General features: G+C 67.7%; 5 protein-coding genes and 1 pseudogene. All 6 read left to right on the top strand.

The window, feature by feature from the left end; genetic code table 11:
* Positions 1–117: 117 nt before the first annotated feature.
* A pseudogene (locus NHH73_20140) lies at positions 118–6711 on the top strand (hypothetical protein).
* Between the two features lie 13 nt (positions 6712–6724).
* Positions 6725–7273 (top strand): hypothetical protein, encoded by a 549-nt coding sequence (locus NHH73_20135; GenBank protein ID USX24911.1) that lies wholly within the window; start codon positions 6725–6727, stop codon positions 7271–7273.
* Positions 7274–7346: 73 nt separating this feature from the next.
* The gene (locus NHH73_20130) at positions 7347–7718 is read left to right on the top strand and encodes a DUF2946 domain-containing protein (protein ID USX24910.1); all 372 of its coding nucleotides are present in this window, start codon (positions 7347–7349) and stop codon (positions 7716–7718) included.
* Positions 7719–7882: 164 nt separating this feature from the next.
* Complete coding sequence (locus NHH73_20125; protein ID USX24909.1) at positions 7883–10024, top strand: TonB-dependent siderophore receptor; 2142 nt, start codon at positions 7883–7885, stop codon at positions 10022–10024.
* Positions 10025–10036: 12 nt separating this feature from the next.
* Positions 10037–11524, top strand: coding sequence for a PepSY domain-containing protein (locus NHH73_20120; GenBank protein ID USX24908.1), 1488 nt, complete (start codon positions 10037–10039; stop codon positions 11522–11524).
* Between the two features lie 87 nt (positions 11525–11611).
* Complete coding sequence (locus NHH73_20115; protein USX24907.1) at positions 11612–13831, top strand: formylglycine-generating enzyme family protein; 2220 nt, start codon at positions 11612–11614, stop codon at positions 13829–13831.
* The last annotated feature ends 81 nt before the right edge of the window (positions 13832–13912 follow it).

The raw sequence follows: 13912 nt of genomic DNA, 5'->3' as shown, positions 1-13912 counted from the left end.
TTCAGCATCGCGGCCTCGACGAACGTCGAAAAGCTGACCTACACCGGCACCGCCGCCTTCACCGGCACCGGCAATAGCGGCGACAACGTCATCACCGGCGGCGCGGGCGCCGACGTGCTCAGCGGCGGCGTCGGCAACGACCAGCTGGTCGGCGGCGCGGGCAACGACGTGCTCACGGGCGGCGCCGGCGCCGACCAGTTGCAGGGCGGTGACGGCATGGACATCGCCAGCTACGCCGATGCCGGCGTCGGCGGCGTCGCGATCAACCTCAAGACCGGCGTCCACACCGGCATCGCCGCCGGCGACACCTACGACAGCATCGAGCTGATCCGGGGCTCGAGCTACGGCGACACCTTCATCGGCACGGCCGGCGCCAACAGCTTCGACGGCGGCGCCGCGGTCGATACCATCGACTATTCGACCTCGGCGGCCGCCGTCAACGTCAACCTGACAACCAATGTGGTTTCGGGCGGCGATGCCCAGGGCGACACCCTGGTCGGCTTCGAAACGGTGACCGGCTCGGGCTTCAACGACACCCTGGCCTCGTCGACCGCCGGCCACACGCTGCGCGGCGGCAGCGGCGACGACCTTTATCTGGTCGGCGCCGCCGGCGTCGTGATCGACGAGGACGCCGCCGACGGCATCGACGAGGTGCAGACCGCGCTGGCCACGTTCAGCATCGCCGCCTCCACCAATGTCGAGAAGCTGACCTACACCGGCATCGCCGCGTTCACCGGCACCGGCAATAGCAGCGACAACCTCATCACCGGCGGCGCGGCCAGCGATACGCTCAACGGCGGCGCCGGCAACGACGAGCTGGTCGGCGGCGCGGGCAACGACGTGCTCACCGGCGGCACCGGCGCCGACCAGCTCGTGGGCGGCGACGGCATCGACATCGCCAGCTACGCCGATGCCGGCGTCGGCGGCGTCGCGATCAATCTCAAAACCGGCGTCCACACCGGCAACGCCGCCGGCGACACCTACGACAGCATCGAGCTGATCCGGGGCTCGAGCTACGCCGACTCCTTCATCGGCACGGCCGGCGCCAACAGCTTCGACGGCGGCGCTGCGGTCGACACCATCGACTATTCGACCTCGGCGGGCGCGGTCAACGTCAACCTGACCACCAATGTGGTTTCGGGCGGCGACGCCCAGGGCGACACCCTGGTCGGCTTCGAAACGGTGACCGGCTCGGCCTTCAACGACACGCTGGCCTCGTCCACCGCCAGCCACACGCTGCGCGGCGGCAGCGGCGACGACCTTTATCTGGTCGGCGCCGCCGGCGTAGTGATCGACGAGGACGCCGCCGAGGGCGTCGACGAGGTGCAGACCGCGCTGGCCACGTTCAGCATCGCCGCCTCCACCAACGTCGAGAAGCTGACCTACACCGGCGCCGCCGTCGCCTTCACCGGCACCGGCAACGCCGGCGACAACCTCATCACCGGCGGCGCGGGCGGCGACACGCTCAACGGCGGCGCCGGCAACGACCAGCTGGTCGGCGGCGCCGGCAACGATGTGCTCACCGGCGGCACCGGCGCCGACCAGCTCCAAGGCGGCGACGGCGTCGATGTCGCCAGCTACGCCGATGCCGGCGTCGGCGGCGTCGCGATCAACCTCAAGACCGGCGTCCACACCGGCAACGCCGCCGGCGACACCTACGACAGCATCGAGCAGATCCGGGGCTCGAGCTATGGCGACAGCTTCATCGGAACGTCCGGCGCCAACAGCTTCGACGGCGGCGCCGCGGTCGACACCATCGACTATTCGACCTCGGCGGGCGCCGTCAACGTCAACCTGACGACCAATGTGGTTTCGGGCGGCGACGCCCAGGGCGACACCCTGGTCGGCTTCGAAACGGTGATCGGTTCCGCCTTCAACGACACGCTGGCCTCAGCGACCGCCGGCCACACGCTGCGCGGCGGCGGCGGCGACGACCTCTATCTCGTCGGCGCCGCCGGCGTCCTGATCGACGAGGACGCCGCCGACGGCGTCGACGAGGTGCAGACCGCGCTGGCCACGTTCAGCATCGCCAGTTCCGCCAATGTCGAGAAGCTGACCTACACCGGCACGGCCGCCTTCACCGGCACTGGCAACGCCGGCGACAACCTCATCACCGGCGGCGCGGCCGCCGACACGCTCAACGGCGGCGCCGGCAACGACCAGCTGGTCGGCGGCGCGGGCAACGATGTGCTCACCGGCGGCGTCGGCGCCGACCAGCTCCAGGGCGGCGACGGCATGGACACCGCCAGCTACGCCGATGCCGGCGTCGGCGGCGTCTCGATCAACCTCAAGACCGGCGTCCACACCGGCAACGCCGCCGGCGACACCTACGACAGCATCGAGCTGATAAGGGGCTCGAGCTATGGCGACAGCTTCATCGGCACGGCCGGCGCCAACAGCTTCGACGGCGGCGCCGCAGTCGACACCATCGACTATCTGACGTCGGCGGGCGCCGTCAACGTCAACCTGACCACCAACGTGGTCTCCGGCGGCGACGCCCAGGGCGACACGCTGCTCGGGTTCGAGACGGTGATCGGCTCGGCCTTCAACGACACCCTGGCCTCGTCGACCGCCGGCCACACGCTGCGCGGCGCCGCCGGCGACGACCTCTATCTGGTCGGCGCGGCCGGCATCATCGTCGACGAGGAGGCCGCCGAGGGCGTTGACGAGGTGCAGACCGCGCTCGCCACGCTCAGCATCGCCTCCTTCGCCAATGTCGAGAAGCTGACCTACACCGGGACGGCCGCCTTCACCGGCACCGGCAACGGCGGCGACAACGTCATCACCGGCGGCGCCGGCGCCGATGCCCTCAACGGCGGCGCCGGCAACGACCAGCTGGTCGGCGGCGCCGGCAACGACGTCCTCACCGGCGGCGTCGGCGAAGACCGGTTGCAGGGCGGCGACGGCTTCGACACCGTCAGCTACGCCGACGCCGGCGTCGGCGGCGTCACGATCAACCTCAAGACCGGCATCCACACCGGCATCGCCGCCGGCGACACCTACGACAGCATCGAGGCGGTGCGCGGCTCGAGCTACGCCGACAGCTTCACCGGCACGGCCGGCGCCAACAACTTCGACGGCGGCGCCGCCGTCGACACCATCGACTATGCGACGTCGGCGGCCGCCGTCAACGTCAACCTGACCACCAACGCGGTGTCGGGCGGCGACGCCCAGGGCGACGTGCTGGCCGGCTTCGAAACGGTGATCGGCTCGGCCTTCAACGACACCCTGGCCTCGTCGACGGCCGGCCACACGCTGCGCGGCGGCGCCGGCGACGACCTCTATCTCGTCGGCGCGGCCGGCGTCGTGGTCGACGAGGACACCGGCAACGGCGTCGACGAGGTGCAGACCGCGCTCGCCGCGCTCAGCATCGCCAGCTTCGCCGATGTCGAAAAACTGACATACACCGGCAGCGCCGCCTTCATCGGCACCGGCAACACCGGCGACAACCTGATCACGGGCGGCGTCAGCGGCGACACGCTCAACGGCGGCGCCGGCAACGACCAGCTGGTCGGCGGCGCCGGCAACGACGTCCTCACCGGCGGCGTCGGCGAAGACCTGCTCCAGGGCGGCGACGGCTTCGACACCGCCAGCTACGCCGATGCCGGCGTCGCCGGCGTCGCGATCAACCTCAAGACCGGCGTCCACACCGGCATCGCCGCCGGCGACGTCTACGACAGCATCGAGGCGATCCGGGGCTCGGGCTACGCCGACAGCTTCACCGGCACGGCCGCCGCCAACAACTTCGACGGCGGCAGCGGCATCGACACCATCGACTATTCGACGTCGGCGGCGGCCGTCAGCGTCAACCTGGCCACCAACGCGGTGTCGGGCGGTGATGCCCAGGGCGACGTGCTGGCCGGCTTCGAGACGGTGACCGGTTCCGCGTTCAACGACACGCTGGCCGCGTCGACCGCCGGCCACACGCTGCAGGGCGGGGCGGGCGACGACCTCTACATCGTCGGTGTCGCCGGCGTGGTGGTGGTCGAGGCGGACGGCAACGGCGTCGACGAGGTGCAGACCGCGGTGGCCACGCTCAGCATCGCCGGCTATGCCAATGTCGAGAAGCTCACCTACACCGGCACGGTCGCCTTCAGCGGCACCGGCAACGCCGGCGACAACGTCATCACCGGCGGCGCCAGCGGCGACACGCTCAACGGCGGCGCCGGCGACGACCAGCTGGTCGGCGGCGCCGGCAACGACGTCCTCACCGGCGGCGCCGGCGCCGACCTGCTGCAGGGCGGCGACGGTATCGACACGGCCAGCTACGCCGATGCCGGCGTCGCCGGCGTCGCGATCAACCTCAAGACCGGCGTCCACACCGGCATCGCCGCCGGCGACGTCTACGACAGCATCGAGGCGATCCGCGGCTCGGGCTACGCCGACAGCTTCACCGGCACCGCCGGCGCCGACAACTTCGACGGCGGCAACGGCGTCGATACCATCGACTATTCGACCTCGGCGGCGGCCGTCAGCGTCAACCTGACGACCAACGCGGTGTCGGGCGGCGACGCCCAGGGCGACGTGCTGCTCGGCTTCGAGACGGTGACCGGTTCCGCGTTCAACGACACCTTGGCCTCGTCGACCGCCGGCCACACGCTGCAGGGCGGCGCCGGCAACGACGTCTACACCGTCGGCATCGGCACCGTCGCGGTGGTCGAAGCGGCCGGCAACGGCGTCGACGAAGTGCAGACCGCGCTTGCCGTGCTCAGCATCGCCGGCTACGGCAACGTCGAGAAGCTGACCTATACCGGCACGGCCGCCTTCACCGGCACCGGCAACGCCGGCGACAACATCATCACCGGCGGCATCGGTAACGACACGCTCTACGGCGGCGCGGGCGCGGACGCGTTCTTCGGCGGCGCCGGCACCGACGTCGTCGGCTATCTCGATGCCACCGCCGGCGTCACGGTCAACCTCAAGACGGGCGTGCACACCGGCATCGCCGCCGGCGACACCTACGACAGCATCGAGCTGATCCGCGGCTCGAACCTGGGCGACAGCTTCAGCGGCACGGCCGCCGCCAACAGTTTCGACGGCGCCGCCGGCGTCGACACCATCGACTATTCGACCTCGGCGGCCGCCGTCAACGTCAACCTGACGACCAACGCCGTCTCCGGCGGCGACGCCCAGGGCGATGTGCTGCTCGGCTTCGAAGCGGTGACCGGCTCGGCCTTCAACGACGTGTTGGCCTCGTCGACCGCCGGCCACACGCTGCGCGGCGGCGCCGGCAACGACGTCTACACCGTCGGCATCGGCACCGTCGTGGTGACCGAAGCGGCCGGCGGCGGCGTCGATGAAGTGCAGACCGCGCTTGCCGTGCTCAGCATCGCCGGCTACGGCAACGTCGAGAAGCTGACCTACACCGGCACGGCCGCCTTCAGCGGCACCGGCAACGCGGGCGACAACATCATCACCGGCGGCGCGGGCGACGACACGTTCGTCGGCGGCGCCGGCGCCGACGAGTTCCATGGCGGCGCCGGCATCGACACCGTCAGCTACGTGGACGGCACGGCCATCACGCTGAACTTCGCCACCGGTAATTTCTCCGGAAACGGCCAGGGCGACACCTTCCACGATATCGAACGCATCGCCGGCTCCAACTACGGCGACATCTTCATCGAAAATGGCGACGCCCGCTCGCTCAACGGCCTGGCCGGGATCGACATGGTGAGCTATGAAACGGCGACGTCCGGCATCACGTTTGACCTCGCGTCGAAGATTCAAACCGGGATCGCCGCCGGCGACACGCTGACCAACATCGAGGCCATCCAGGCGACCGGCTTCGCCGACGTGCTGGTTGGCGACGGCAACGCCAATATCTTCATGGGCGGCGCCGGAGCGGACACGATCAATGGCGGCCTGGGCCTCGATGGCGCGTGGTACCTGACCAGCAACGCCGCCGTCCAGATCAATCTGCTGGCGGCCACCGCGGCGGGCGGGCATGCCGCCGGCGATGTGCTCACCGGCATCGAGAACCTGATCGGTTCCTCGTTCGACGACACGCTCACCGGCGACGCGCTCGGCAATGCGCTGGAGGGCAGTTACGGCAACGACACCATCAACGGTGGCGATGGCGCGGACACGATCTTCGGCGGCCTTGGCAGCGCTGTCCCGGCCATCGTCGCGGCAAGCGGCGCGGTGCAGGTGGATATGTTGTATGGCGGCAACGGCAACGATACGATCTTCACGGCGGCGAACGACGCCGGCAGCGTCGCCCTGGGCGAGGCCGGCAATGACGCGATCAGCGTCACCGACGCCGCCGCCGACGGCGGCATTGGCCTCGACCAGTTGACGGTGACGGGCGCGGGGACGGCGCACGGGGGCGATGGCGACGATACGCTCACCGGATACGGCAGCGCGTACACCTTGTATGGCGATGCCGGCGCGGACAAATTCTTCCTCAACGGCGGCGGCGAGGCGTACGGCGGGGAAGGCGGCGATATTTATAATGTCAATACGACCGGCATTGTCACCATCCGGGATACCGGCGCCGCAGGCACCAACGACTATTTATATTTGAACAATGTCGCAACGGGTGCGGATATTTACCAACAGCGGGTGGGCGACGACTTGTATATCACATCGTGGTCGGATATCAATAACAATGGAACGGGGGATTCCGGTGTTATGCTCCTGGGATGGTTTACCGGGGGGAATACGATAGAATTCTTTGTTACCGCAGACAACTCGACGTATCCGGTGTCCTGATAAGGAGCGAAAGATGACCACCATTTCCAACAATAGCGTGCCAAGCGCGGACGCGATAGCGCCGCGGCGCCCCACCAGCGTCGCTGTCACCGGAAGGAGCGAGTCGTACCTGGGTAAAGCCCTGGTGCAAACGCCCGAACAAAAGGCTGAAATCGTCAAAGCCCGGGCCGATATGGCGGCGGCGTCGACCGCATCCGAGAAGCAACTTCAGGATGTGAAAAAAAAGTTCTCGGCCGAAGGCATGGAAAGTCATCAAATGTACTTGCCGAACATCTCCGACTTGTCGCTCGAAAATGCCAGGAAGTCGTTGGGCGTCGCCGAAGTGATGATCAAAAATAAGGAGGATGTGGGGGTCACCGTCAATGGCCGCTATGGCGACAAGGACATTTCCGACCTTGGCAGCTACAAGGCAGCGTTGACTGACTACATCAGCAAGTATGAGACGGCGGTGTCGACGGCGACCGGGGGAGGCGGAAGCGTCCCCTCCCAGGCGAGTACGACCGCCGCATCGACCTATCGTCAGATGCAAGTTCTGATCGACAAGGGCGGCAACAAAAGCTAGTTGCACGGCGTTTGCAGGCGCGCGCGAGGTGTTCATTGTCGGCACCCCGGCGCACATGGCGTAAAATAGTCGAATGTTCATTCCACGACAGCGACGACGGTACGTCGCATGGCTGCTTTGCGCAGCCATGCTGATGACGGCATTGATGCCGGCGTTCTCGCGTACATTCGCCTCGGATGGCGCGGCGAACGCCGTGCTGCTTGAAATCTGTTCGGCCATGGGCGTCAATATCGTCAAGTCGCCGGATTCGGACAGCAAGCAAACCGGCATGATGAACGACTGCCCCTATTGCCGGGTTCACTTCGACGTGCCTGTGCTGCCGCCCGCACCGGCCCGGCTTCCCCACTTTAAGATCACCTCGGAACGGCCAACGCTGTTCTACCGTTCCCCGACGCCGCTGTTTTCCTGGGTCGTCGCGAATCCGCGCGGTCCGCCCGCCGCCTGATATCCGCCTGGCCTGTGCTGGCGGCTTCGCCTGTCCGCACAAGCACGTACTCCAGACCCACGCACCTGACCGCGCCGCTGCATAGAGGCAGCCGCTGCCAGGTAACGCCGTCTGCCGAGGGCCGCCCATGGCGGCCCGGATTATCCATTTCGCGTCCCGATACCATGAACACTATTTCCCATTTGCCTGCGGCCCGCACCCGCGTCGCCACTTTTTGCGCGCTGGCGCTGCCACTGCTGGCCGCCAACGCCAGCGCCTTCCCCGCCGGGGAGGACGCCACCTTGCCCACGGTGGTCGTGTCCTCGCGCGCCGACAACGGCGGCCTGCGTTCCCAGACCGGCACCGGCTCCAACCTCGACCTGAGCCGCTTCGACACGCCGGCCAGCGTCGACGCCATCACCCGCGACCAGCTCGAGCGGCGCAGCGACACCAGCCTGCTGGACGCCATCACCCGCGCGCCCGGCATCAGCGCCATGCCGCATCCCGGCAATGGCGGCTCCTCGGTTGCCGCGCGTGGCTTCACCGACACGCTCTCCGTGATGCGCCTATACGACGGCATGCGCCAGTACGGCGGCGCCGGCCTCACATTCCCGTTCGACACCTGGTCCATCGAGCGCATCGAGGTGCTGCGCGGACCGGCCTCGGTCATCTACGGCGACGGCGCGATCGGCGCCGTGATCAACGTGGTGCCCAAGAAGCCCACGCGCGGCGCCATCCAGACCGAGCTGCAGGCCGGCCTGGGGACCGAGGGCAGCCGCCGATTCGCCGTCGGCAGCGGCGGCGCCATCGACGACAAATGGTCGTACCGCGTCGACGCCAGCACCGACCGCTCCGACGGCTGGGTGGAGCGGGGCGAATACAGCACCGGCGCCTTCTCGGGAGCGCTACGTCTCGACATCTCCCCGCACCTGAATGTGCAGCTTGGCGTGGCAAAGGGCAGGCAAAAGCCGATGAAGTATTTCGGCACGCCGCTGATCGACGGCAAGCCCGATCCGGCCTTGGCGGAAAAGAACTACAACGTCGCCGACAGCGTGATGCGCTATGACGACCGCTGGATCGATCTGCTGGTGAACTGGAGTCCGAACGACAACGTCAGCGTGCGCAGCCGCTTCTACGACATCGACAGCGACCGCCACTGGCGCGATATCGAGGCGTACCGGTACAACCCCGTAACGCGCCTGATCGACCGTTCCGACGCCACCGAGATCTACCACCGGCAATCGCAAACGGGCAATACCACCGACGCCGCATTCAAAGGCGCCTTGCTCGGTCTGGCCAATCAGTTCTCCGTCGGTTTCGACGTCAACTCCAGCGACCTCAAGCATACCAACAACACCTATGTCGGCAGTGCGCCCTCGGTCGATCCATATCATCCTGTGCCGGGTTCGTTCAGTAGCCCGGTGCCGACCATCCCGCGCTACGACAGCTACGCGAAGCAGTACGCGCTGTTCGCCGAGGACCGGCTGGCGCTGGACGAGCGCTGGTCGCTGCTGGCGGGCGTGCGCTACGACCATGCGGCCTTGCGCCGCACCGACCTGGTCGCCAACCGACTGGCCTACGACAAGACCTCGACCAATGTCGGATGGCGTCTGGGCACGGTGTTCCAGGTGACGCCGTCGCTGGCGCTGTACGGCCAGTACGCCAAGGCGGCCGATCCGATCAGCTCCCTGTTCTTCCTGTCGGCGGCCAACAGCCAGTTCAAGAACGCGACCGGCCGGCAACTCGAGGTTGGTGTCAAGCAGGCCTTCGCGCAGGGCGGCGAATGGACGCTGGCGCTCTACGACATCACCAAAAACAATCTGCTCACGCGCGACCCGGCCAATCCGGCGCGCAGCGTGCAGGTCGGCGAGCGCAGCTCGCGCGGCATCGAGGCGACGGTGATGGCGGCGCTGGCGCCGGGATGGAGCGTGGAGGCCAACGCCTCGCTGCTGCGCGCGCGGTTTGACGATTTTAGTGAAGCGTCGGGCGCAAGCCTGGTCTCGCGCGCCGGCAACGTGCCGCCGGATGTGCCCCGGCGCCTGGCCAACATCTGGCTCAACTGGGAGTTGATGCCGGCATGGACCGCCAGCGCGGGCTTGCGCTATGTCGGCGAACGCAACGCCGACAACGCCAACACGCTCAAGCTGCCCGCTTACGCTGTCACCGACGCGTCGTTGCGCTGGAAGCTATCGGCCGACACCAATCTGACGCTGCGGGTCGCCAATGTCTTTGACAAGCGCTATTTCACGACCGCGTATTATTCGGCGACCCAGTGGTTCTACGGCCAGGACCGGCGCGTCGACCTGATCGTCAACCACCGCTTCTGACCGGGAGGCGCGATGCGACGCTATATTTATCTGCTGCACCGCTGGACCGGCATTGTCATGTGTGTGTTGATGGCGCTGTGGTTCGTCAGCGGCGTGGTGATGCTGTTCGTCGGCTATCCCAAGCTGACGCCGTGGGAGCGCTTGGGCGCGCTGCCGCCGTTGCCAACAGCGGGCTGTTGCATCGAGCCCGGGCGCGCGCTGGCGCACAGCGCCGCGCCGGCCGACGTCCAGCGGCTGACGCTGACATCGGTCGCCGGCCGCCCGCATTATCTGTTGCTGGAAGGGGACGGGCGATACACGCGGGTGGACGCCGTCGGCGGCACCGCGTCCGGCCCGGCGGACAAGTACGCCGCGATCGCCGCCGCGCGCACTTTTAAGCCTGGCGCCGACGCGGTGTACCTGGGCGCGGTCGATGAAGATCGCTGGACCCATTCGCGGGCCTTGAATCCACACCGTCCGCTGCATATCGTGGACCTCGGTGACGAGGCGTCGACGAGGGTGTACGTGTCTTCCTCGACCGGCCAGGTGGTGCTTGACGCGCCGCGCGCCGAGCGCTATTGGAACTTCGTTGGCGCCTGGTTGCACTGGATGTACATGATCCGCCAGCAGAACACCGATCCGGTGTGGACCTGGACCCTGATCGGCCTGTCCGCCGTCGGCGTGCTGTCGGCGCTAACCGGCCTGCTGAACGGCGTTTGGCGCTGGCGATTCAGCGGCCGCTACAAAAGCGGTCAGCGCACGCCGTACCGCGAGGCATATATGCGCTGGCACCACATCCTTGGCCTCGTTTTCGGGCTGGTGCTGTGCACCTGGATGTTCAGCGGGTTGATGTCGATGAATCCCTTCAATATCCTCGGCGCCAAGGGCGCGCGCCCCGACGCGATCGCGATGCAGGGTGCATCGCCGGCGAGCTTGCGCCTGCCGCAAACCGTACCGCAGGTGCTCGAGCGCCTGCGCACCGGGTCCTTTGCGCCGCGCGAGCTGGAGTGGGGCGTATTGAATGGCCACCCGTTCATCCTGGCGCGCGACGGCATGAACGACACCCGCATTGTGGACGCGACCGGCAGCGGCTTGCGCATCCTGACGTCCTGGCCCCTGTGGCAACTTGAGGACGCGGCGCGCCGGCTGCTGCCGTATCGGGTGGCGTCGTTCGACATGCTGACTAGCTACGACGCGCAGTATTTCGCGCGCGAACAGGCGTCCATGTACGGCGCCAACGAACGCCGCTTGCCGGCCTTGCGCGCGGTGTTCGACGATCCGGAAAATACGTGGGTGTATCTGGATGCGCGCACCGGCCAGGTCGAGCTGAGCGCCGACAAAACCCAGCGCCTGGGACGCTGGCTGTTCAACTTCCTGCACAGCTGGGATATTCCCGTATTGCTGACACCGTCCTGGCCGCGCGAAGCGGCCATCATCGCGCTCAGCATCGGCGGCTTGCTGCTGAGCGCGACGGCTGCGGTCATCGCGTTGCGCCGGCTGCGTGCCATCGTCAGGCATTAGCGCGGCGGTTTCCAGTTCCCTGGCGGGCGCAACTAGTGGACAATGTGGTGTCGCCCACGAACCTGTCGAACCCCGGAACCGCCAACGATGAAACCAAGCCGCCGCCATGCACACGCCCGACTGTTCGTTCACTGCCTCGCCGGCATCCTGCTGGCGAACGCCGGACCGGCGGCTGCCGCCGCCGAACCGCTCAAAATCGACGTGCGCGGCAGCCAGATCCTCGGCCCCGATCAGCAGGACAGCGGCGAGGCGGACTGGCTGGCCCGCCTGAACAACTGGAAGCGCGACACCACCGGCCAGCACGCCCCCTGGCTGGCGGCGATGCGCGCGTGGCGCTTCGACCAGCTCGCGAAGATGGGCTACGACGACGCCCAGTACCGGCGCCCGGAACTGCGCTGGACGCAACGCGATTTCGTGCAAACCCAGGCGATGATGGAAGACCGCTATCTGTACGATCCGGCCACCGGCCGCTACACCGTCGACCGCTTCCTCGACGATTTGAATCAACGCTACGGCGGCATCGACAGCGTGTTGCTATGGCCGGTCTATCCGAACATCGGCATCGACGACCGCAACCAGTGGGACATGCTGCGCGACCTGCCCGGCGGCGTGGCCGGGGTGCGGCGGATGATCAAGGACTTCCACGCGCGCGGCGTCAAGGTGTTCTTCCCGACCATGCCCTGGGATACCGGCTCGCGCGATCCGGGCACGACGATCCACGAGGCGACGGCCGCGCTGATGGCCGAGATCGGCGCCGACGGCATCAACGGCGACACGATGTTCGGCTTGCCGCTGGAGTACCGCACCGCCGCCGACGCCACCGGCCACGCCATGGCGCTGGAGCCGGAGCTATCGTTCAGCGACGACCGCATGCTCGCGTACAATAACCAAAGCTGGGGGTACTGGCCGGCGTCGCCGGTGCCGCTGGTGAGTAAATGGAAATGGCTGGAGCCGCGCCACCAGGTCCATGTGTGCGACCGTTGGGCGACCGACCGCACCACCTTGCTGCAGGACGCCTTCTTCAACGGCGTCGGCGTGCAGAGCTGGGAAAATGTCTGGGGCTGGTGGAACCGGATCACGCCGCGCGACGGCGAGGCCTTGCGCCGCATCGCGACCATTTACCGCGCTTTCCCCGAACAGCTGGTCGGCAGCGGCTGGCGGCCGCACGTGCCGACCTTGCACCACGGCGTCTACGCCAGCGAATTTCCGCTGCCCGGCAAGACGCTGTGGACGCTCATCAACCGTACCGACTGGCGCGTCGACCGGCGCATCATGCGCGTCCCGCATGCGCAAGGCCAACGCTACTTCGACGTCTGGGATGGCAAGGAAATGACGCCGACGGTGGCGAACGGTTACGCCGAACTGGGCGTCGCGCTGGAAGCGCATGGCTACGGCGCCGTGCTGCGCCTCGATCCGGGCGTCGATGTGGAGGGTCTGGCGGCGACGTTGAAGATGCTGGCGAAGCAGGCCGCGCGGCCGCTGGCATCGTACGCGAACGCCTGGACGCCGCTGCGGCAAAAGATGGTGGCCATCGCCGCCTCCCCGGCGGCACGTACCACGCCAGAGGGCATGGTGAAGGTGCCCGGCGCGCTGTTCGACTTCCAGGTCCACGGCATCGAGATCGAAGGCGAGAACAAGCCGGGCCTGGATGTGCAATATCCGTGGGAGCCGGTGGCGCGCCGGCACCACGTGCGCAGCGTGCCGATCAAAACCTTCTACATCGACAAGCACCTCGTCACCAACGCGCAGTTCAAGCAGTTTCTCGACGCCAGCGGCTACCGGCCGGCGGACGCGCATAACTTCCTGCGCCACTGGACCGCTGGCGCCCCCAAGGCGGACGATGCGCAGCGCCCGGTGGTGTGGGTGTCGCTCGACGACGTGCGCGCCTACCTGCGCTGGGCCGGCAAGCGCCTGCCCAACGAATGGGAATGGCAGTATGCGGCGCAGGGCGGGGACGGCCGCCTCTACCCATGGGGCAACGAGTGGAACGCGGCGATGGTGCCGGCGCCGGAAAAGGGGCGGGAAATGACCGCGCCGGAAGCGGTCGGCCAGCGTCCGCAGGCGGCCAGCCCGTTCGGCGTCGAGGACCTGGTGGGCAATGTCTGGCAATGGACCAACGAGTTCGCCGACGAGCACACCCGCGCGGCGGTGCTGCGCGGCGGCAGCTACTACCAGCCGCAAAACTCGTACTGGTACTTCCCGCAAGCGTACAAGCTCAACGAGCATGGCAAGTACCTGTTGATGGCGCCGTCGAAAGACCGCTCGGGCGCGCTCGGGTTCCGTGGCGTCAAGGACGCGGCGGATTGAGGGAGGACGCCCAGCGCGGCCTTTGGCCGCGCGCTCTTTTGAGCAAGCCCGGCATGTCTCCTCCTGTGGCGAGGAACCCGA

It is taken from the genome of Oxalobacteraceae bacterium OTU3CINTB1, from assembly GCA_024123955.1.
In the GTDB taxonomy this organism is placed as follows: Bacteria; Pseudomonadota; Gammaproteobacteria; order Burkholderiales; family Burkholderiaceae_D; genus Rugamonas.
The sequence above is the reverse complement of the archived record's forward strand: the minus strand, read 5'-3'. Positions and strand labels throughout refer to the sequence as shown.

Excerpts from the sequence above, each read along its gene's own strand:
- NHH73_20130 (USX24910.1), top strand. The coding sequence starts at position 7,347 with ATGTTCATTCCACGACAGCGACGACGGTACGTCGCATGGCTGCTTTGC.
- NHH73_20120 (USX24908.1), top strand. The coding sequence starts at position 10,037 with ATGCGACGCTATATTTATCTGCTGCACCGCTGGACCGGCATTGTCATG.
- NHH73_20115 (USX24907.1), top strand. The coding sequence starts at position 11,612 with ATGAAACCAAGCCGCCGCCATGCACACGCCCGACTGTTCGTTCACTGC.
- NHH73_20135 (USX24911.1), top strand. The coding sequence starts at position 6,725 with ATGACCACCATTTCCAACAATAGCGTGCCAAGCGCGGACGCGATAGCG.
- NHH73_20125 (USX24909.1), top strand. The coding sequence starts at position 7,883 with ATGAACACTATTTCCCATTTGCCTGCGGCCCGCACCCGCGTCGCCACT.